The sequence below is a fragment of the Agrobacterium sp. ST15.16.024 genome, assembly GCF_027956545.1.
Classification (GTDB): Bacteria; Pseudomonadota; Alphaproteobacteria; order Rhizobiales; family Rhizobiaceae; genus Agrobacterium; species Agrobacterium cucumeris.
In genome coordinates this window covers 17,670-38,210 of record NZ_JAQKGO010000008.1, presented here as the reverse complement: position 1 = coordinate 38,210, position 20,541 = coordinate 17,670, and the positions used below count along the sequence as shown (strand labels likewise).

19 protein-coding genes are annotated in these 20,541 nt (G+C 60.2%); 7 read left to right on the top strand and 12 right to left on the bottom strand.

Annotated features, from left to right (window positions below):
- Positions 1-8 precede the first annotated feature (8 nt).
- The 4 genes from PL640_RS20230 to PL640_RS20215 all read left to right on the top strand — a co-directional run bounded on the left by PL640_RS20230 (position 9) and on the right by PL640_RS20215 (position 4,579).
- On the top strand, positions 9-245 hold the full coding sequence (locus PL640_RS20230) for an acyl carrier protein (RefSeq protein WP_046800405.1): 237 nt from the start codon (positions 9-11) through the stop codon (positions 243-245).
- 266 nt (positions 246-511) lie between these two features.
- Positions 512-1,036, top strand: coding sequence for an RNA polymerase sigma factor (locus tag PL640_RS20225; protein WP_046800404.1), 525 nt, complete (start codon positions 512-514; stop codon positions 1,034-1,036).
- Positions 1,033-1,983: a FecR family protein gene (locus PL640_RS20220; protein ID WP_271363245.1), complete on the top strand. Its 951-nt coding sequence runs from the start codon at positions 1,033-1,035 to the stop codon at positions 1,981-1,983. The genes PL640_RS20225 and PL640_RS20220 overlap by 4 nt, the downstream gene beginning before the upstream one ends.
- A gap of 91 nt (positions 1,984-2,074) precedes the next feature.
- Positions 2,075-4,579: a TonB-dependent receptor gene (locus PL640_RS20215; RefSeq protein ID WP_271363243.1), complete on the top strand. Its 2,505-nt coding sequence runs from the start codon at positions 2,075-2,077 to the stop codon at positions 4,577-4,579.
- Positions 4,580-4,627: 48 nt separating this feature from the next.
- Here the strand turns inward: PL640_RS20215 and PL640_RS20210 are convergent, their stop codons facing one another.
- From PL640_RS20210 to kduI, 6 genes are all read right to left on the bottom strand, one after another.
- Positions 4,628-5,722, bottom strand: a complete 1,095-nt coding sequence (locus PL640_RS20210) for a glycoside hydrolase family 88/105 protein (RefSeq protein WP_271363242.1) — start codon at positions 5,720-5,722, stop codon at positions 4,628-4,630.
- Positions 5,723-5,821: 99 nt separating this feature from the next.
- Positions 5,822-6,700, bottom strand: a complete 879-nt coding sequence (locus PL640_RS20205; RefSeq protein ID WP_271363241.1) for an amidohydrolase family protein — start codon at positions 6,698-6,700, stop codon at positions 5,822-5,824.
- Positions 6,697-7,833 (bottom strand): D-galactarolactone cycloisomerase, encoded by a 1,137-nt coding sequence (locus PL640_RS20200; protein WP_271363240.1) that lies wholly within the window; start codon positions 7,831-7,833, stop codon positions 6,697-6,699. The genes PL640_RS20205 and PL640_RS20200 overlap by 4 nt, the downstream gene beginning before the upstream one ends.
- Before the next feature lie 24 nt (positions 7,834-7,857).
- Positions 7,858-8,769, bottom strand: a complete 912-nt coding sequence (kdgD, locus tag PL640_RS20195; RefSeq protein WP_046800501.1) for a 5-dehydro-4-deoxyglucarate dehydratase — start codon at positions 8,767-8,769, stop codon at positions 7,858-7,860.
- Between the two features lie 114 nt (positions 8,770-8,883).
- A complete protein-coding gene (gene kduD, locus PL640_RS20190) occupies positions 8,884-9,627 on the bottom strand; it encodes a 2-dehydro-3-deoxy-D-gluconate 5-dehydrogenase KduD (protein ID WP_142843223.1) in 744 nt (247 codons plus the stop codon).
- Positions 9,624-10,448 (bottom strand): 5-dehydro-4-deoxy-D-glucuronate isomerase, encoded by an 825-nt coding sequence (gene kduI / locus PL640_RS20185; RefSeq protein ID WP_271363239.1) that lies wholly within the window; start codon positions 10,446-10,448, stop codon positions 9,624-9,626. Before kduI ends, kduD begins: the two co-directional genes overlap by 4 nt.
- Before the next feature lie 137 nt (positions 10,449-10,585).
- On the opposite strand from kduI, the gene PL640_RS20180 reads away from it, so the two are divergent.
- The 3 genes from PL640_RS20180 to PL640_RS20170 all read left to right on the top strand — a co-directional run bounded on the left by PL640_RS20180 (position 10,586) and on the right by PL640_RS20170 (position 12,559).
- Positions 10,586-11,383, top strand: coding sequence for an NAD-dependent epimerase/dehydratase family protein (locus tag PL640_RS20180; RefSeq protein ID WP_065116535.1), 798 nt, complete (start codon positions 10,586-10,588; stop codon positions 11,381-11,383).
- A gap of 89 nt (positions 11,384-11,472) precedes the next feature.
- The gene (locus tag PL640_RS20175) at positions 11,473-12,210 is read left to right on the top strand and encodes a FadR/GntR family transcriptional regulator (protein ID WP_142843225.1); all 738 of its coding nucleotides are present in this window, start codon (positions 11,473-11,475) and stop codon (positions 12,208-12,210) included.
- A 31-nt stretch (positions 12,211-12,241) separates the two neighbouring features.
- On the top strand, positions 12,242-12,559 hold the full coding sequence (locus PL640_RS20170; protein WP_110760129.1) for a cupin domain-containing protein: 318 nt from the start codon (positions 12,242-12,244) through the stop codon (positions 12,557-12,559).
- A 21-nt stretch (positions 12,560-12,580) separates the two neighbouring features.
- Here the strand turns inward: PL640_RS20170 and PL640_RS20165 are convergent, their stop codons facing one another.
- From PL640_RS20165 to PL640_RS20140, 6 genes are all read right to left on the bottom strand, one after another.
- Positions 12,581-13,813, bottom strand: a complete 1,233-nt coding sequence (locus tag PL640_RS20165; protein ID WP_271363237.1) for a M24 family metallopeptidase — start codon at positions 13,811-13,813, stop codon at positions 12,581-12,583.
- 293 nt (positions 13,814-14,106) lie between these two features.
- On the bottom strand, positions 14,107-16,110 hold the full coding sequence (locus tag PL640_RS20160) for an aldo/keto reductase (protein WP_271363236.1): 2,004 nt from the start codon (positions 16,108-16,110) through the stop codon (positions 14,107-14,109).
- A 45-nt stretch (positions 16,111-16,155) separates the two neighbouring features.
- Entirely contained in the window at positions 16,156-17,241 is a 1,086-nt protein-coding gene (locus PL640_RS20155) for an ABC transporter ATP-binding protein (RefSeq protein WP_065656174.1), read from the bottom strand.
- 9 nt (positions 17,242-17,250) lie between these two features.
- A complete protein-coding gene (locus PL640_RS20150; RefSeq protein WP_046800394.1) occupies positions 17,251-18,087 on the bottom strand; it encodes a carbohydrate ABC transporter permease in 837 nt (278 codons plus the stop codon).
- Positions 18,084-18,944: a carbohydrate ABC transporter permease gene (locus PL640_RS20145; protein ID WP_003523586.1), complete on the bottom strand. Its 861-nt coding sequence runs from the start codon at positions 18,942-18,944 to the stop codon at positions 18,084-18,086. Before PL640_RS20145 ends, PL640_RS20150 begins: the two co-directional genes overlap by 4 nt.
- A gap of 253 nt (positions 18,945-19,197) precedes the next feature.
- Positions 19,198-20,469, bottom strand: coding sequence for an ABC transporter substrate-binding protein (locus tag PL640_RS20140; RefSeq protein WP_080820771.1), 1,272 nt, complete (start codon positions 20,467-20,469; stop codon positions 19,198-19,200).
- Between the last annotated feature and the right edge of the window lie 72 nt (positions 20,470-20,541).

Sequence of the window (20,541 nt, the reverse complement as noted above, 5' to 3'; positions counted from 1 at the left end):
GTCCCATTATGTCCAGCATTGCAGACCGTATCAGAAAAATCATCGTGGACCAGCTGGGCGTAGACCCCGCCACGGTCGTCGATGACGCCAATTTTGCTGACGATCTCGGTGCTGATTCCCTCGAAGTCGTTCAGGTTGTCATGGAAATCGAAGAGGAATTCGGCGTGGAAATTCCCGATTCCGCCGCAAACACGATCCTGACCGTGGGTGATGCCATCCGCTTCATCGAAAAAAACAAGGCTTGATTTTGGGCCTGCCCGGCAGTGGCGGGTTTACCCCCCGCTAACAGCGCCGCAACGGATCGGGTTTCGACGCAGGCGGCGCGGCCTGTACCAGACCGTGATATTCACCAGAGCGACGGCTAGAATGACGGCCGGGCGTCATCCTCCCGGCGTATCTTTCGCCGGACGCAAAAGATATATGATAAAATTAGTCATGTTTATTGCCACGGGGTGATTTTTCACCTATGCAGCCCGGGATCGCTCAATCCTTCCGACCGGGAACCCGCCTCATGTGGAGCAAGCCCACGTCCCGCGCACTTATCGATGATGCCGTACAGCTCTATTATGAGGAACTGTGCAAGGCCATGAACCGGCGCGGACACACGACTGCCATTTCGCAGGAGATCGTCCACGATCTTTACGTGCGGCTGACCGGCAAACCCCGGCTTCCCGAAAATACCTCGCTCATCCGTGCCTTTCTGGTGCGCGCCTGCGCCAATCTCGGCATCGACCGCCGCCGCCGTGAACAATTCGAGCGCAGGCTGTTTTCCGGCAGCATGGAGGAAGCGCTTGCCGCGCCACAGCCGGTTAATGATGCCGATAGCCTCGCCGACCGGGAACATCGCCTGAAAGTGCTGCGCCGCGCCGTCATGTCCATGTCGCTACAGCGCCGACAGGTCTTCCTTGCCAGCAGCATCGGCAACCTGAATTCGGTCGATATCGCCGCGCGAAGCGGCATCAGCAAAAACATGGTCGATCGTCATCTGCGCAAGGCCTATCTCCATTGCCTGGAGTGCCTGGAGGAAACGCTGTGACGGGATCGGCAAAAAGCGCCTCGACGTTGCGCGAAGAGGCCGTCGACTGGTTTCTGCAACGGCGGGAAAGCCCGGACGACCTCATACTGGCTGCGCATTTCGATGCCTGGATCGCCGGGGATGAACGACATGCAAAGGCTTATGAGCGTGTCCGATGTCTTATGGGCGACGCCGGCACCCTTCTGGCGGGTGATCAGGCGTTTCTGGCAAATGCAACGCGCAGGCGCGGCGGCGGCAAAGCCAAAGCGGCGGCGGCGGCCATTGCCGGCGTCTCGCTGCTTTCCGCCTTTTACCTTACCGACATGCCCATGCGTCTGCGTTCCGACCATATGTCCGGCACGGCGGAGCGACAGGTCATTACCGCGCCGGATGGCTCGACCATCACCCTGAATGCCCATTCCGCGATTGCCCTGCGTTTCTCGAAAGAGGAGCGGCGCGTTGTGCTGCTGCGCGGGGAAATTTTCGTTGAAGTCGCCCCCGATGCGGCACGGCCATTTTCAGTCGAGGCGGCAGGCGGCACGACAACAGCGCTCGGGACAGCCTTCGATGTCGATATGCGCAACGAAGCGACGAGCGTGACGGTGCTGGAACACAGCGTGCAGGTGGAAACCGGCAAGCAGGGCCAGAATGGCCGGATTCATGAAAACCAGCGCGTCGATTATTCGCCCAACGGCGAGCTTGGCAGCATTGAAACGGTCGATCCCTCCTCCGTCGCCGCCTGGCGCAACGGCCGCTTCATCTTCGAAGACAGGCCGCTTGCCGAAGTGGCGGAAACCTTCGAGCGTTATCTTCCCGGTCGCATCGTCATGACGCGGGAGGGCCTGCGGCAAAAGCGGCTGTCGGGCAATTTCGACCTTGCCAACCCGAATGCCGCTCTTGCGGATCTGGCCGCCGCGCTGGAAATCCGCCTCATCAAAGCCGGCCCTTATCTGACGGTTCTTTATTGAGTGAAATTTTTTCGCCGGGGGTGTCCTTAAAAAACGGGCCCATTCGTTCGTGGAGCAGAACAATATCTGCCGCCCCGGAGAGGTGCCCGAAATGACCAGACCAGAACCCGCTTTCCGCCACGGGACACGCGCCCGCGCATCGTTATTTTCCCTTTTGCTTGCCAGTGCGGCCATGGCGGCTATTCCCGCACAGGTCTTAGCGCAGCAAACCCAGAAGGTGGCGATCAATCTGCCCGCCGGCAACATGGCGACCGCGCTTAATCGTCTCGCCAGCCAGTCCGGCCTGCAGATGGTCTATGACGCCTCCGTTGCCAAGGGTCTGAAAAGCGCTTCCGTATCGGGAACCATGACGCCGGCCGAGGCGCTGGAGCGGCTGCTTTCGGGAACCGGCATTCGTTACCAGTTCATCGGCGAAAAAACCGTCCGCATGGAAATGGCCAACCGTTCCGCCACCGCCCCCGAAGGTGGTGAAAGCACCGTGCTCCAGCCGATTACGCTCAAGGGCGGACGCGTCTTCAACGGCGATGCCCCGAGCGTGGTCGAGATCGATCAGGCCGCCATCGAGGCCGCGCAATCCAACTCCCTGCCGCAACTTCTTCAGAAAACCCCGGGCGTCAGCGCCAGCGGCGGCGTGCGCTCGCAAGGGCAATCCACCTCCATTCGCGGCTTTGCCCGGCAGTCCGACGTGCGGCTGCTGCTGGATGGCGCACCGAAGAATTTCGAGCGTTACGACCAGGGTACCGTCTTCATCGATCCGGAACTGCTCAAGCGCGTGGAAATCCAGAAAGGCGCGACATCCGTCCGTTATGGCAATGGCGGCTTCGGCGGCACCGTCATCATGGAAAGCAAGACGGCTTCCGACATGCTGAAACCGGGCCAGAGCTTCGGCGCATGGGGCAAGACCAGCTTCCAGTCGGCCAACAAGCAGAAGCTCGGATCGGCGGCGATCTACGGCAAATCCGATTTCGGCGGCCCCGTGACCTATGACGGGCTTGCCTCGATCATCTGGCGCAAGAGCGACAATATGCGCGTCGGCGGCGGTCAGGTCTATGACGCGTCCAACGACAAGATCACCTCTTTCTCCGCCAATGCCGGTGCCGCCTATGACGGCCATGAGCTGCGCGCTTCGGTCATCTACGGCAAATCTGGCGATTACGGCCCGCTTGCCGCCAATCGCGGTGATCTCGGTCTGACGGCCTATTCCATCAAGACCTATGGTTATGATCTGGCGCGGCTGAGGGCACTGGCCTGGCGCGACATGGAGGATTTTTCCTCAACGCTGAAATATTCCTATGACGGTGACAGCGACCTTGTGAATTTCAAGGCGATGGCGAGCTTTTCCGCCACCAGCCTCGACATGACCCGTCCGGCCATTCCGGGTTTCGTTCCGACAGGCTCGCTCGGCGGCATGCAGGACGACACGAAATATACCGACTTCAAGCTTGAGGCGGAAAACACATCCAATTTCGAGCTCGGCGGCGTGTCCCATGTCGCCAATTACGGCGTGCAGTATATGCGTCATGAGCGGGACTCGTGGATGTACGACATCGCCAACCGCACCAGCGCCCAATATAATTACGGCCGTTATGCCTCATGGATCAAACCGGAAGGCAAGCAGGAAACCATCGCCGCCTTCTTCCGCGACGAGATCAGCCTGACCGATACGTTCAAGGTGACGCCGGGCATCCGGTTCGACCATATCCGCTCGCAAGGCGTGCCCAATGCCGCGCCGCGTTACAACACACCGGCCGCCGGTCACGATTATTCTGCCGTGTCCCACAGCGGCGCGACGCCGGCTCTCAGCATGCGCTGGGAAGCGGTGCCCGGCACCACCTTCTTTGCAGACTGGGCCTACGCCATGCGCGCGCCGGTCATTGACGAACTCTATTCAAGCCAGAGCCTGGCAACCACGGCGTCGGGAACCTCGCGTAACCTGAAGGTCGAGCGCAACAACAACTTCAATCTGGGTGTTTCCCAGCGTTTCGATGACGTGTTCCAGAACGGCGACAGCCTGACGGCTTCGATCGGCGGCTTTTACAATAACGTCACCAATCCCATCACCCGGCGGTTCGGCAGCGCCAACCTTGCCCGCGTCAAGAATGTGCCCTTCTACTGGAACACACCGTCCTACAAGATTTACGGCCTCGATGTCTCGGCGAGCTATGATTCCGACTACATCTTCGGAAATCTCGGGGTTTCCTGGATGAACGGTTCCCGCAACGGCGCGATCAACGATGTCTATGGTCCCGATACCTATATGAACGACCTGTCGCCGCTGACCGCCAACCTTCAACTGGGTTACAAGCTGCCGGACTGGGATCTGGCGCTGAGCTGGAACGGCCAGTTCGTGGCCCATCAGGAGCGCACGCCCGTCAATCAGGGTACCGGATATTTCTACGCGCGGCCCGAAAGCCTCGGCTACGCCGTGCACGGCATCGCTCTCGACTGGACACCGAAGGAAGGCATGATGGCCGGGCTGGAAGTGCATGCGGCAGTCGAAAACCTGTTCGACAAATATTACTTCCCCTATCTCAGCGATGGCATCGCCGCCCAGCCGGGCCGCAATTTCAAGCTGTCGATCAGCCGCAAATTCTGAACCCGGAAAACCAAAGGGGCGGAAACCGTTTCCGCCCTTCCCCATTTATCACTTTAGTTGAAGACTTTCGGCATAGGCCATCATCAGCGGCCCGACGCCTTTGGCGTCATCGGAGACAACCGGCTCGGTCAGGTAATAATCCGGGGAGCCATCGCGATAATTGCCCTCGAAGCCGCCAAGCCCGGCAACATGGACGATGCCGGTTAGGCGGACGACACCCTCTTCATCAGCCTTGAGCCGCGTTTCCAGCAATGCATCAAGCGCCCGACGGCCAGCCGCGCGGGCAACATCCGCCTCTTTACCTGATAAGAGCCGCAGCCGGCTCGCCCGCAGCAAGGCGTAAGCGAACATGGCCGAGGCGGAGGTTTCCTCGTAATTGCCGGCAAGGGCCGGATTATCGAGCACCTGCATCCACAAACCGTTTCGCGTCTGCCGCGCAACAAGTCCGGCCAGAAGCAGACGCGTCTTTTCCCGAAGCTGCGCCGTGCTGTCATCATCCGGCAGGATGACCAGCGCATCCACCAGCGCCATGCCAAGCCAGCCCACCGCACGCGCCCAGATGGCCGGCGATTTGCCGCTTGCGGGATCGGCCCAGCGCTGGTCGCGGCTTTCATCATAGCCATGGACATAAAGCCCGCTGGCATCCGCCGTCAGTGCAAGCGCGGTTGCGAATTGCCGAAGTGCATCGTCGATCAGTTCAGCGCGACCGGTCGCCTGCGCATATTCGATCTGGAAAGGCAGCCCCATATAAAGCCCATCCAGCCAGACCTGATACGGATAACGCTTCTTATGCCAATAATTGCCCGCCTTGATGCGCGGATGGCTGTGGAGCTGGCCCGCCAGATGTTCCGCGGCGGCCAGATAACGCGCCTCACCCGTTTCCGCCGCCAGCGGAAAGAGGACGCGCCCGGCGAGAACATGATCGATATTATATTCTTCCGGCGCGTAACCGGTAAGCACTCCATCGGCCGATATCTGCGCATCAGCCAGACGATGAAGATGTTCACTCCAGCGCCGGTCTCCGCTCGCCTGAAACAGAAGCTGCAGCCCCCGATAGATGCATCCATCCTCATAACACCAGCTACCACCCTTGTAGTGCCGGTATCCGTTTGAGAATTGATCAAAATAATCAGTGGCTTTCATGAGTTTCCTCAACAAGATTACGACGCCTGCCAGCCCGACTTGCCAAGACCCTTCAGTCAAGGATGATGGGTTTGCCTCGTCCCATCGTCTCGACGGAAATTATGCCGCAGCTGATGATGGCAGCTTGAACAGCGCCTCAGGATTATCCACCAGGGCACGTTGACGCGCAGTGTCATCCGGCAGCCAGCCAAGAACCAGTTCCGCAAGACGGGCATCATCCGGATAAGCCGCAGTCTCGCGGACCGAATTATGCGGCCAATTGGTGCCCCAGACGATGCGTTCCGGCGCATGGGCCGCAATCACCCGCGAAAAGGCGGCGACGTCTTCATAGGGCCAGCTGTCACGCGAACTTTCATAGACGCCAGCAAACTTGAACCAGACATTGCCACGGTCGATGAGCTTCAGGAGCGCTGTCATCTCCGGGCCATCGGTTTTGATGCCCTTGAAGAACTTGCCGTGGTGATCGAACACCCAGCGCGAGCGGATTTTCTCAAGACGCGGCAGGTGATCAAGCAACGTATTGCCATCAAACTGCACCGCCACCATCCAGTCGGCCGCATGCGCCCGCTCATCGACCGCTTCCAGCTCGGACAGGTTCACCGCACCGCCCGGCAGGTCCATGATACGTGCACCGACGGTACCGGCAGCGGTGAGGCTTTCCATGTCCTTTTCGGTGGTTTTCGCATCGATGATGACAACCGCGCGGGCCGCTTCGCCGATTTCAGCAACACAGGCAAGCGTATTGGCATTGTCGCGCTGATGCGCATTGCCCTGGGTGATGATGACCCGGTCGATACCGAGCCATTGCATCAGCTTCCGGTAGTCGGCGGGACCGGGAAGCGAGCCCGGCGGCAGGCCCGGCCCGCCCGGCAAGGCGGGGTAGCCGGGCAGATAAAGATGCATCTGCGTATCGACGGCACCCCTCGGAAAAGCAGGGTTCGGCGCTTCACCCGTCAGCTGGCGTATAAGCTCACTCATGCGTCCGGCATCCTGAATTCGGTGAGGGCATCCCGGTTGATCTCGATGCCAAGACCCGGACCATCGGGAATGGCGACAACGCCATTGACCGCTTCGATCGGCTTGCTCAGAACCGCCTGCCGGAACGGATTATAGGTGCGGTCGAATTCCATGATCGGCTCTATCGGATTGACGCGAACGGGATCTGGCGTCATCGCCGCCATGAATTGCAGCGCGGCGGCGATCTGCACGCCGGTGCCCCAGACATGCGGCACGATGCGCACCCCATGTAACGTGGCAAGCGTGGCGATCTTCTGCGTTTCGGAAAAACCACCGCAGCCGCAGAGATCGGGCTGGAGAATATCCACGGCTCCGGCGGAAAGCGCCTGCCACATGCCGTAACGCCCATGCCAGGTCTCACCGCCCGCAACCGGGATCGGCTGGCCGGCCCGCACGCGGGCATAGGCATCCAGCTGTTCGGGAACAACAGGCTCTTCGAACCAGTCGATGCCATAATCGGCAGCGCGGCTGCCGAGGATGATGGCTTCGGTGATGGTATAACCGTGATTGGCGTCGATCATCAGCCGCATATCCGGCCCTATGGCATCGCGCACGGCGGCGATGACCCTGAGGTCTTCTTCGATGCCGAAGCCGATCTTGATCTTGCAGGCGTGAAAGCCTTCCGCCCGCCGTTCCGCCATCTCCGAGGCATTGTCGGAAACGCGGTCGACACCATCGCGCTTGAAGCTGCCGGTGGCATAGGCGCGTACGCTTTCGCGCCAGCGCCCGCCAAGCAGCATGGAGATTGAAGCACCGTAATGCTTGCCCTTGATATCCCAGAGCGCGATATCGATACCAGACAAGGCAGTAAGACTGAGGCCGCGCTGGCCCTGATCGCGCAGGGCATTATAAAGCACGGCCCACAGCTTTTCGGTCTGGCGCGGGTCCTGGCCGATAAGCCAGCCGGCGTAAGCCTGAACCACGGCGGCGTTCGGTCTGGCCGGGCCGAGGCATTCGCCCCAGCCGACCGTTCCGTCATCGCATTCGATCTCCACCAGAATATGGGCGCGACGATCAAAGCGCATGGAAGCGCTTTCAAACGGCGTGTCCAGCCGGTGTTCGAGCAGATGCGTGCGCACCGCAGTGATTTTCATGGCTCCCCTCCCGTCATGCCGTGATCAGGCTTTACGCTTGTGCGTGCCAATCAGGGCTTCGAGCATGCCGATTTCCTCATTGGTCAGGTCTTTCAGCGGCGCACGCACCGGCCCGGCGTTGAAGCCCTGCAGGCGCACACCGGCCTTGACGGCGGAGACGGCATAACCCTTGGCGCGGTTGCGGATCGCCATGAACGGATAGAAGAAATCCGTCAGGATGCGTTCGCAGGTGGCGCGCTCGCCGGCACGCAGCGCCGCATAGAACTCATTGGCAAGGCCGGGTACGAAGTTGAAGACGGCCGAGGAATAAGTGGTGAAACCGGCGCCGAGATAGGCTTCAGCAAACAGTTCCGCCGTCGGCATGCCGCCGAGATACATCAGGCGGTCACCCATCTTGGCGGTGATCTGGCGCACGAGGCCGATATCGCCGGTGCCATCCTTGAAACCGACAAGGTTCGGGCACTCGTCACAAAGACGCGCCAGCGTATCGGCCTGCAGCACGGAATTGTCGCGGTTATAAACCATGACGCCGATGCCGACCGACTGACACACCTTCTTGATATGCGCGTAAAGGCCTTCCTGCGGCGCATCAATGAGATAATGCGGCAGAAGCAGAATGCCATCGGCACCGACCTTTTCGACCGAGCGGGCAATGTCGACGGCAATCTCGGTGCCGTAACCGCAGCCGGACACGATGGCGGTTTCGCCGGCCACTTCCTTGGCGGCGGAAACGATGGTGGGGATTTCATCCGGCTTCAGCGAGAAGAACTCGCCAGTACCGCCGGCGGCAAACAGCACCGGCGCTTTATAACCGGCGAGCCATTCGACATGCGCCCTGTAGCTATCGGCCGCAAAACGACCCTCGGCATCGAAATGGGTGACCGGGAAGGACAACAGACCGGAGCCGAGCGCCGTCTTGATTTGTTCAGGGTTCATCATCGAAATTCCTCTGCAAGTTCACTGACTGAAAGCCACCTAAGCCGCTTGCCGCATCTTTGTCAACAACTCATCATACATCTTGTATGATGAATTTCGAAAATCTGTCACAGATTAACGCGCCAGCCAGCCGCCATCGACATTGAGAATGGCGCCATGCACGTAATCCGCCGCCGGCGACGCCAGAAATACCGCCGCGCCGGCAATATCCTGCGAGTGCCCCCAGCGACCTGCCGGAATACGCTCGAGAATGGCCTTGTTGCGGGCGGCATCCGCACGCAGCGCCTCGGTATTGTTGGTTTCGATATAACCGGGCGCAATGGCATTCACATTGATGCCCCTGGCGGCCCACTCATTGGCCAGAAGCTTGGTGAGACCCGCAACGCCATGTTTCGCCGCCGTGTAGGACGGCACGCGAATGCCGCCCTGAAACGACAGAAGCGAGGCGATATTGACCACCTTGCCGGAGCGGCCTTTCGCCAGCAGCTCTTTCGCGAAAGCCTGCGTGGTGAAAAACAGCGCCTTGAGATTGACGTCCATCACCTCATCCCAGTCGAGTTCGGAAAACTCGACGGAATCGGCGCGGCGGATGATGCCGGCATTGTTGACGAGGATATCGAAACCGGCGTCAGCAAAACTGTCCTTCGCCGCCAGCGGATCGGCGAAATCGATGAGCAGTGCGCTCGCCTTGCCGCCTTCCTTTGCGATGATATCAAGCGTTTCATCCGGCGCACGGCGGGCGGCGCAGACCACCTCCGCACCAGCGGCGGCAAGACCAACCGCAATCGCCTGACCAAGGCCGGTATTTGCGCCCGTCACAAGCGCCTTGCGCCCTTCAAGCGAAAAGGGGTTTCTCATTTCAGATCCCCCGGCTGGATGAAGTCCATGTCGGTGTAATCGACATTGTCGCCAGCCATTGCCCAGATGAAGGTATAAGAGCCGATGCCGGCGCCGGAATGGATGGACCAGGGCGGCGAAATGGCACCTTCTTCGTTGGATATGAATAGATGGCGGGTCTCCTGCGGCTCACCCATCAGATGCAGCACGCACGACTTCTCATCCATGCCGAAATAGAGATAGGCCTCCATGCGGCGATCATGAATATGCGAGGGAATCGTGTTCCAGACCGAGCCGTCCTCCAGCATGGTATAGCCCAGCACCAGCTGGCAGCTTTCCATGACCAGCGGATGGATGAACTGGTTGATGGTGCGCTTGTTGGACGTTTCCGTCGCGCCGAGCTTGACTTCCTTGCTGTTGGCAAGCGTGACGAGCTTGGCCGGCAGGCTGCGATGCGCCGGGCAGGAAGTGATGTAGAACCGGCCTGCCCCGTCAAAAGTAACAGCACCGCTGCCCGCGCCGAGGTATAGCACATCGCCGCGATTGAGGGTGTAGGTCTCACCGCCCGCGCTGACGGTGCCGCTCTCGCCGATATTGACGATGCCCATTTCGCGACGATCGAGGAAGGACGGCGTCCTGGTTTCTTCCACCTTGTCCAGCGTCAGCGGCGCACCATCAGGCACCGCGCCACCCATGACGAACCGGTCGTAATGGGTGTATATCAGCCTGATTTCACCGGAACGGAACATGTCGTTGGCGAGGAAATGCCGGCGGAGCCCTTCGGTATCCAGCGTTTTTGCATATTCCGGGTTCACGGCCTGCCTTGTTTCGACGGTCAACATCAAACTCATCCTTCATGATTGTTGCGTATGGCACATAATATATGTTATCCGCTTTTTGTACGATCTGTATGACAAGGTCAAGAGGCGCCGCCATATCTCGACTGCGTCGGAGACGGCAAAGCTGAGGGAGAATGGCAATGAAACGGCTTCTTGTTACCGGTGCGGCGGGCCAGCTTGGCCGCGTCATGCGTGAACGTCTCGCACCGATGGCCGAGATATTGCGTCTTGCCGATCTCTCCCCGCTCGATGCGGCCGGTCCGAACGAGGAATGCGTGCAATGCGACCTTGCCGATGCGGATGCCGTGAATGCGATGGTTGCCGGTTGCGACGGCATCGTTCATCTGGGTGGCATATCGGTGGAGAAGCCCTTCGAGCAGATCCTTCAGGGCAATATCATCGGGCTTTATAATCTCTACGAGGCCGCCCGTGCCCATGGCCAGCCGCGGATCGTCTTTGCCAGCTCCAACCATACGATCGGTTATTATCCCCAGACCGAGCGGCTCGGCCCCGACGTTCCGGTGCGTCCGGACGGGCTTTACGGCGTCTCCAAATGTTTCGGCGAGAACCTCGCCCGCATGTATTTCGATAAATTCGGACAGGAGACGGCACTGGTGCGCATCGGCTCCTGCACGCCGGTGCCCAATAATTACCGCATGTTGTCCACCTGGTTTTCATATGATGATTTCGTGTCGCTGATCGAGGCGGTGTTTCGGGCACCAGTGCTCGGCTGCCCGGTCGTCTGGGGGGCGTCGGCCAACGAAGCCGGCTGGTGGGACAATTCGCATCTCGGTTTCCTGGGCTGGAAACCGAAGGACAATGCCGAGGCCTTCCGACAGCATATAGCCGAGACCACACCGAAGCCGGACCCGAAGGATGCGTTGGTGCGGTTCCAGGGTGGCACGTTTGTCGACAACCCGATCTTCAAGCAAAGCTGAGTGATCAGCGGGATTGCAAGCCGGGCCGCGAATAACGTATCGAGGACATCCGGACGCAACCCCGCACCCTTTTTAGAACGGCGACACAGATGACAAAAGCGACAACCTCCGAACCGGCAGCTCCACAGGGCAGAACGCTTGTGGTGAAGGTTTCGGAGGAACTCCGCAGCCAGATCGCCAAGGGCCGTTACAAGACGGGCGACCGCTTGCCATCGGAAGCGCAGCTGACGCAGGAATTCGGTGTGAGCCGCACCGTGGTGCGCGAGGCGATTGCCTCGCTGCGCTCCGACGGCCTGGTGGAGCCGCGTCAGGGCGCTGGCGTCTTCGTGCTGGAGCCCGCGCCCACCGAGCGGCGGCCTTTCCACAATATAGATCTCGCCCGCGTCTCGTCGCTGATCGAGATGCTGGAATTACGCACCGCCGTGGAAGGCGATGCCGCCGGCCTTGCCGCCATTCGCCGCTCACCGGCGCAGGAAGAAAAGATCATCGAGGCCTTCGACGCTTTCCGCGCCAGCGCCGCCAGGGGCATTCCGACGGCCGAGGCCGATTTTGCCTTTCATCTCGCCGTGGCCGAAGCGACCAACAATCCCCGCTTCAGCGAGTTTCTGCAGGTGCTTGGCCCAACCGTCATTCCGCGCCGCGCCGTGGCTGATAATGGCGCAGAAACCGTGCTTTCACCCGCCGATCTCAGCCGTCTCGTCGGCGAGCATGAAGCGATCCTGATCGCCATACAGGATGGCAACGAGGATGCGGCGCGCAGCGCCATGCGCAACCACCTGAAAAGCAGCCAGACGCGTTATCGCGCCATGCTGCGTGCGCCGCGCTGAAAATCAATATTGCAAGACAGAGGAGAACGACATGCAGCAGCTTCCCAAATTCCCCACCGTTTCACCCGATGACGGCGTGGAACGCACCGTGCTTTCCGAAGCGCCGGAGCTGATGGTCGTGTCCTTCCGGTTCAAGACCGGCGCAGAAGGCAAGCTGCACAGCCATCCACATGTGCAGTCCACCTATGTCGCCAGCGGCAGCTTCCGCTTTTACCGCGATGGTGAGGCCTATGACCTGCAGAAAGGCGACAGCCTCGTCGTTCCCGGCCATATCGAACATGGCTGCCTGTGTCTGGAAGAGGGTGAGCTGATCGACTGCTTCACCCCGCGTCGCGACGACTTTCTCTAAAGGCAGGAACGGCGCAGGCCGTCACTGCCGTGACAGATCCCTGAGAGTGCGTGACAGGCTGTTCATGCACTCCGCACCTGACGATGTGACGAGGAACTGATCCTCGATCATCAGCGCGCCCAGCCCTTCGCCATAAAAAGGCGATTCGAGTGCGACCACCATGCCGGGAAGGATGATTTCCGGATTGTCATGGGAAAAGAACGGCCATTCCTCGATACCCACGCCGCCGCCGACGGAATGGCCGAAATGACCGCGATAATATTCGCCGAAACCTTGCCTGCGCATCGAGGCCAGCATGGCCGCGTGCACCGCGCCAAAGCTGTTGCCGGGGCGGATCGCTTCCAGCCCGCAGGCAAAGGCTGCCTCCAGCGCCTTGAAAATATCGGCAGCAAGAGCCGAGACCGGTCCCCACGAAAAAGTTCTTGCGCCATCGGACGAATAACCGTCGACCAGCGTGCCGACATCCGCCTTGATCAGCGCGCCCGGTGTGACCGCCGCCGTCATATCCGACAGGGCCGGACCGACGGAAATATAGTCCCAATGCCCGCTCAGCGAAAAACCGGATGTCGCGGCATATGCCTGCGCGCCGGATTTCCAGGCGGCGGAGAGCTGACCAAGGGCTGCTCCCGGTCGGACGGCGGCCGCCATCTCGACCAACCCTGCCTCGGCGGCGGCTGCCGCCTGCCTGAGAAGTTTGATCTCGCGTTCTGATTTCACCGCCCTCAGACGTTTCAGCACCGTCGAACCATCAATCCAGTTCACCTCGGGCAGCGCCTGCTGAAGCGCTGAAAAATCGGCGACTGGCATGAATTCAAGATCGGCACCAAGGCGCGCTGCAGTCAACCCGCGATCCCGCAAAAGATCGGAGAGCAGGCCGAAACAGGCGGTGCGATCAAATGTCTCCGGCCGCGGCCCACCGGAATTGTTGCGGCGATAGGCGTCGTCCACCTGCGCGACGGTTTCCACACCCGAAAGATCGACCATATCGATCCAGATGCGATGGCAGCGCAGATCGACATCCGGCGCGACCTTCCTGACGAGCGGGGCGGCATGATCGCTGACGACGGCAGCGAGCCCTGCCCCGGCATCGGCCGGCACCAGCGCAATCGCTGAGCCCGCCTTGCCCCACATCGTCGCCACGCCTGCAGGAGCACCGAGCGCATAACGGAAGGCTTCGGGCTGAAACAGCACCAGCGCATCAATCTCCGCCTCCCGCATCAGCTGCTGCGCACGGCTTCGGTCGATATCGCTCATGGGAACCTCGGTGATTGTTTGGCGGCAGGTTTGTGAACCTACGCTTTAGCAGTCACCGGGAGAGGAAAGAAGGCGGAAGATGATGTCTCCACCCTGAGAATCGTCAGTGGGAGCGAGCGGATGCCCCTTGTTTCTTCTCCCCGCCGGGGAGAAGGTGGCGCGCAGCGCCGGATGAGGGGGCTACGGTAGAGATATACGGAGAGCTAGCCCCCTCATCTGCCCCTTCGGGGCATCTTCTCCCCGGCGGGGAGAAGAAATACGCGGCACCGTTTTACCTATCGCAAAGAGGCCTTTCACGCCTCCAGCCACTTCACCTGCTCATCCGTCAGCGCAATATCCAACGCCGAAAGACTATCCTCCAGCTCCGCAATCGTGCGCGGCCCGATCAGCGGGATGACCGGGAAAGGCTGGGCGATGACATAAGCGAGCGCGATATGGATCGGGTGGCGGCCGAGTTTTTGCGCAAGCTCGATTGCCCGGTCGCGGCGTACGAAGTTGCGGTCGGAATACCAGACGCGGACGATTTCCTCATCGTCATGCTTGTCGCGCCCTGCCCGGTCGGTGAAGAAACCGCGCCCCTGGCTGGACCAGGCGAAATTGGGGATCTGGCGCGATTGCAGCCATGCCTTCCACTCGTCGTCTGATGCCGCAACGCAGCCTGCCCAGATGGGATCGAGCATTTCGGCAAGCGAGAAATTGTTGGAAAGCGCGCCGGGCGCCTGCTTGCCGTTCTTCTGCGCGTAAGCCGCGGCCTCATCCATGCGCTCGCGCGTCCAGTTCGAGCCGCCGAAAATGCCGCGAATGCGCCCACGCCGGACTTCGGCATCCATGGCATCAACGAACTCGCCAACCGGCACGTCGGGATTATCGCGATGCATGAAATAGGCATCGACATAATCCGTCTTCAGCCGCTCCAGCGACTGGTCCAGCTGTCTGGCGATGACGTCGGGATAGCAGAGCGGCGAATGCGCACCCTTGCCGATCAGCACGATCTCCTCACGCGACACATTGCGGCTGGTGTGCCAGTCGCCGAAAATCGCTTCGGTCCTGCCTGCGCCGTAGACATAGGCCGTATCGAAAAGATTGCCGCCGGCCTCGTAAAAGGCATCGAGCGTCAGGGATGCGGAGGCGAAATTGGGGAAGAACTCGAAACCGAGTGCAACCACGGACGCCGGCTTGGCAAGGCCCGGTATCTGCCGCCTGGGAACCGAATTTCCGGCGACGACCTTGCCACCGGCGATATTTCCGATGCGCGATGTCGCCTTTTCGATGCTGTATTCCAGCCCGACGGAAGCCCGCCACTGGTCCATGACACGCAGATTGCCGAGGCTGTCGGCCCAGGCCATGCCGGGTGCCGCGAATTCGTGTCTGCCCTGGCGAATTGCCTCGCCGGCCGCATCGACTTCGAAGGAATAAAGCCAGCGATCCTCGGGCAATTCGATGGTTTCGACCTTGTCGCCCCTGATGATATCGATCCGGCCGGTGCCGCCCTTGTGGCCGGCGGCGAACCAGAAATCCTTGACCTCGATGCGCCCTTCCGAGCCGATGATGCGCAGCACATTGTCCTGCGCCGCCATGATCGAGCACGAGACTTCGGCGACGATGCCGTTTGCGAATTTCAACACGGCCGAGGCCCATTCATCAACGCCCGACTGGCCGAGATACGCCGCACCCGAGACCTTTTCCGGTTCGGCAAAGGGTTTTCCGTCCACGGCACCGGCAATCATCCGCACCATGGAAACCGGATAACCGCCGACATCGAGAATGCCGCCGCCCGCCGTTTCATTGGCAAACAGCCGGTGATCGGCCCGGAACGAACCCATGTTGAAACCGAAGCTGGAGCGGATGATGCGGATATCGCCGACCACACGGGCCTTCACCAGTTCCAGCAATTTCGCCGTCTGCGGATGCAGGCGATACATATAGGCCTCGCCGGCGAAGACGCCTGCCTTTTTCGCCTCGTGGAAAATGGCGTCGGCATCATAGGCCGAGAGCGCGATGGGTTTTTCCACCAGCACGTTCTTGCCGGCCCGGATCGCCTTGATCGCCCATTCGGCATGGCCGGTATGGGGTGTGGCTATATAGACCGCATCGATAGCGGGATCGGCAAGCAGGGCATCGTAACCCTTGACAATGCGCGCGTCGGCAAAAGCTTCTGCAAGGCCGGGCTTGTCCGGATTGCGGGTGGCGATGGCCTCTAACCTGCCGGTGCGGGAATGGGCGATACCGTCAGCAAAGGTTCTGGCGATGGTGCCCGGGCCGATGATGCCCCAGCGGATCGGTTGTTCGGTCGTCATGAAATCCTCGTCTTTCATATCAGTCTTGGGTGCTTGGGAAAGGGTTCAGCGCAGGCGTTCGCCCTTGCTGTCGAAAAGGAAAGCCCGGCGGGCGGAAAGGCCGACCGTCAGCCGGTCGCGATTGCCGACATCGCGCGATTCCGGCCGCTCGATGATGAGCTGCTCGCCGCCTTCGGTTCGGGCATAGACATAGCTGGTATTGCCGAGATGTTCGGCGACATCGACATGCACGGTGAGATCGGCATCACCCCCGCCCGCATCGGCAAAATGCTCCGGCCGGATGCCAAGCGAGACCTTGGCCCCCTCGTTGACGCCTTCCTTTATCGGCAAAGTCAGCCGCACCGCAGGATCGCTGTCGAGAGCGAGCGTGACGCTGTCGGCGCCGCTGCCGATGATGGTGGCGTCGAGAAAATTCATCTTCGGCGAACCGACGAAACCGGCAACGAAGCGGTTGGCGGGATCATCGTAGAGATCAAGCGGCGCGCCGACCTGCTCGATATTGCCCGCCCGCAGCACAACGATCTTGTCGGCGAGCGTCATCGCCTCGGTCTGGTCATGCGTCACATAGATCATCGTGGTGCCGAGCTGCTTGTGCAGGCGCGAGATTTCCACGCGCATCTGCACCCGCAATTCCGCATCGAGATTGGATAGCGGCTCGTCGAACAGGAAGACCTGCGGTTCGCGCACGATGGCGCGGCCGATGGCGACGCGCTGGCGCTGGCCGCCGGAAAGCTGCTTCGGCCGGCGCTGCATCAATTCATTGATCTGCAGAATTTCGGCGGCGCGGTTGACCCGCTTTTGCGTATCGGCCTTGGGGTTACCGTTCATTCTAAGGCCGAAGGAGAGGTTTTCGGCCACCGTCATATGCGGATAAAGCGCATAGGACTGGAACACCATGGCAATGCCGCGATCTGCCGGATCGGCGTCGCTGACAGTCCTGCCGCCAATCACGATATCGCCACCGGAAATATCTTCCAGCCCGGCGATCATTCTGAGAAGCGTGGACTTGCCGCAGCCGGAGGGGCCGACGAAAACGACGAACTCCCCGTCCTTTACCTCCAGATTTGCGCCATGGATCACTTCCAGCGCGCCGTAACGCTTGACCACGTTGTTGAGCGAAAGTTCCGCCATGCGGCCCCCTTACTTGACTGCCCCGGCGGAAATGCCGGCGATGAAGTGACGCTGCAAAGCCACGAAAACCACGAGGATGGGTGCGGTGAGCAGCACCGCGCCGGCCATGATGCCGCCCCATGACACTTTGGTCAGCCCGATGAGGGTGCCAAGCGCCACGGGTGCGGTCATCATTCCTGGGCGGGAATTGATGAGAAGCGGCCAGAGGTAATTGTTCCACGAGGCCAGGAAGAGAATGATCGATAGCGCCGCCATGGTGGGTCGCGCCAATGGCAGGGCGATACGCAGGAAAATCTGCCATTCCTTGACGCCCTCCACCCGTGCCGCATCGAAAAGTTCCGTCGGCATCATCGAGAAGGATTGCCGCATGAACAATACGCCGAGCGAATTGAACAGCGGCGGCACGATCAGCGCCACCCAGGTGTTGGCAAGCTTGAATTCCCGCGCCACCATGATGAATTGCGGAATGACGACGACGGCAAAAGGCAAAGTGATGGTGCCGAGAATGATGGCGATCACCACCCCGCGTCCGGCAAAGCGGTAACGCGCCAGCGCCCAGCCGGCCATCGACGTCAGGAACACCGAAAGCACCGTGTAAATGACGGCGACGGTGATCGAGATGAACATGGCCCTGAGGAAATTGGTATCCGCCTGCAGATTGTTGAAATTCTCGACAAAATTGGTGGATGGCACCAGAACAATGTCCGGGCTGAAAATGCCGTAATCCGGCATGGTCGAGAACACGAACATCATCCACAGCGGAAACAGCCAGATGATGGCAAGCGGCGTCAGCGCCGCATGCAGCGCGATTTTCTGCCAGAAAAGCGATCTCGATTTCGATCTCATTTCGGCTCCCTCCCGACCCAGAGATTAAGCAGCGAAATGGCGATGGCGAGCGCCGCCATGGTGTAGGCAATGGCCGACGCATAACCGAAATTGAGCGAGGTGAAGCCCTGGCGATAAAGGAACAGCCCCAGCGTCTCCGTGCCGCCGCCCGGTCCGCCCCTGTTGGTGATGAGGAAGGGTTCGGCAAACAGCTGCATTGTGCCGATGACCGACAGGACAACGCAGAACAGGATGATGGGTTTGAGGAGCGGCAGGGTGATATAAAAGAACTGCTGGCGCTTGCTCACCTTGTCCAGCGTCGCCGCTTCATAGACATCGCCGGGGATCGATTGCAGCCCGGCCAGAATGATGATGGCGTTATACCCCGCCCAGCGCCATGTCACGGCAATGATGACCAGCGCCATGGCCGCATTGGCATTGTCGAACCACGAGATGGGCGAAAGGCCGACTGACGTGATGAGCTTGTTGATGATGCCGAAATCGGCGCTGAACATCAGCCGGAAGACAGCCGCATAGGCCACCTCGCCAACGACGACAGGCGCAAAAAAGGCAAAACGATAAAGCGGCCGCGCCTTCAGGAGCGGCGAATTCAATAGCACCGCCATGACGGTGGCGAGCGCGATCATCACGGGCACCTGAATGACCAGAATGATCAGCGTATTATAAAGCGCATTATAAAAGGCCGGATCGGAAACCAGCCGCCCCCAGTTCATGGAAGGCGCAAACCGCCACGGATTGATCCGCGTGTTCTGGAACGAAAGCATGAACGAGCTGATGATCGGCCAGACCCAGAAGGTGGCGAAAATCAGGAGATAGGGCGCAAGGAACGCATAAGCGATCCTGTTCCTGGACGGCATGACGACCTCCATGTGCCGGACGATGGGCCGGATAAATGGAAAAGCTTGGAGGCCTGCCCCGTTTGAGGGCGAGACCATTGCAAGGCGGTGCGGCCTATTTCTTCTCCCCAAGGGGGAGAAGGTGGCCCGAAGGGTCGGATGAGGGGGCTGGCTCTCCGGATATCTCTACCCTCGCCCCCTCATCCCGCTGCCGCGGACTTCTCCCCCTCGGGGAGAAGAAACTTGTGGCACCCGCTTGGTCCTAACCGCCGGCTTACTGCGCGACGGGCAGCCCCGTGGCCGTTTCGATCTGCTTGGCCGCATCATCAAGCGCTGCTTTCGCATCGGGATAACCGCCGGCGAAATATTTCGTCTGCGTCGCCTTGTAGATAGCATCCGCATCCGACTGGAACGCCGTGCCGCGGCTCGGCACGATCTTCGGCAGGGTGGCGAGAATATCGGTCCACACCGCCTGCCCGCCCCAATAGGCCTGCTTTTCCTTGACGAAAGGATCATCGATGGCGGACAGCAGCGAAGGAACGAGGCCGAAGGATTTCAGCATCGTCACCTGGCCTTCATTGGTGGTCAGCGCGTAATCGATATATTTCCACGCCGCTTCCTTGTGCTGAGACGTCGAGCTGATCGCCAGCGACGAGCCACCGAGATTGGCCGCATGCGGACCATCCGCCGTCAGGCTCGGCATCAGATAGACGCCCCATTTGCCGGAAAGATCAGGAGAGCCGGAACGAACCGTACCTTCATACCAGGCGCCATACATCTGGCTGGCGGCCTTGCCGGCCGTATTGGCCTGGATTTTCTCATCCCAGATCGCCGCCGTGATGATGCCGGCGTCCTTCATCTCCTTGACCTTTTCAAGGGTCGCGACACAGGCGGGCTGGTTGATGGTGATGTTCTGGCCATCAGTCGAAAAGTAACCGCATCCCTGCTCATTGGCGATCATGCGAAACCATTCGCTATCGCCGTTGAAATCGGCCTGCGCCATGACGGTGCCGGGATTGGCGGCCATGACCTTCTTGCCGGCGGCGATGAAATCATCCCAGCTTTTGATGGTGGCCGGATCAACGCCTGCCTTCTCATAGAAGTCGCGGCGATAAAACACCGCCACCGGACCGGAATCCCACGGAACCGCATAGGCGACGCCGTCAACCTCCAGTTCCGTGCGCTTGAAATCAGGGAAAAGCGCCTGTTTCTCAGGCGTATAGCCAAGCTCGGTCAGATTGGCGAAACAATCGGGAAAACGGCTCCAGAACAGCTCCGCCTCGAAATTTTCAATGGTGACGATATCAGGAAGACCATCGCCCCCGGCTGCGCAGGCAGCCAGCGTCTTGTCAAAAACCTGATTGTTTCCAAGGTCTTCAACGACGATCTTGATATCCGGATTCTGCTTGTTGAAGCCCTCTACCGTGGATTTCAGTGCGGAAGCCGCGACGTTCCAGCTCCAGATGGTGACGGTTTCAGTTTGCGCGAAAGCCGGGGCTGCGAGAAGCAGCATGGCCGTAGACGCGCCAAGAAATTTCAAGCACATTGAAAACCTCCCTTTTTCAATTGCCGTTCTTCAGCGAACATGGGCACATTAGCGGCGGCAGGAAATCTGTCT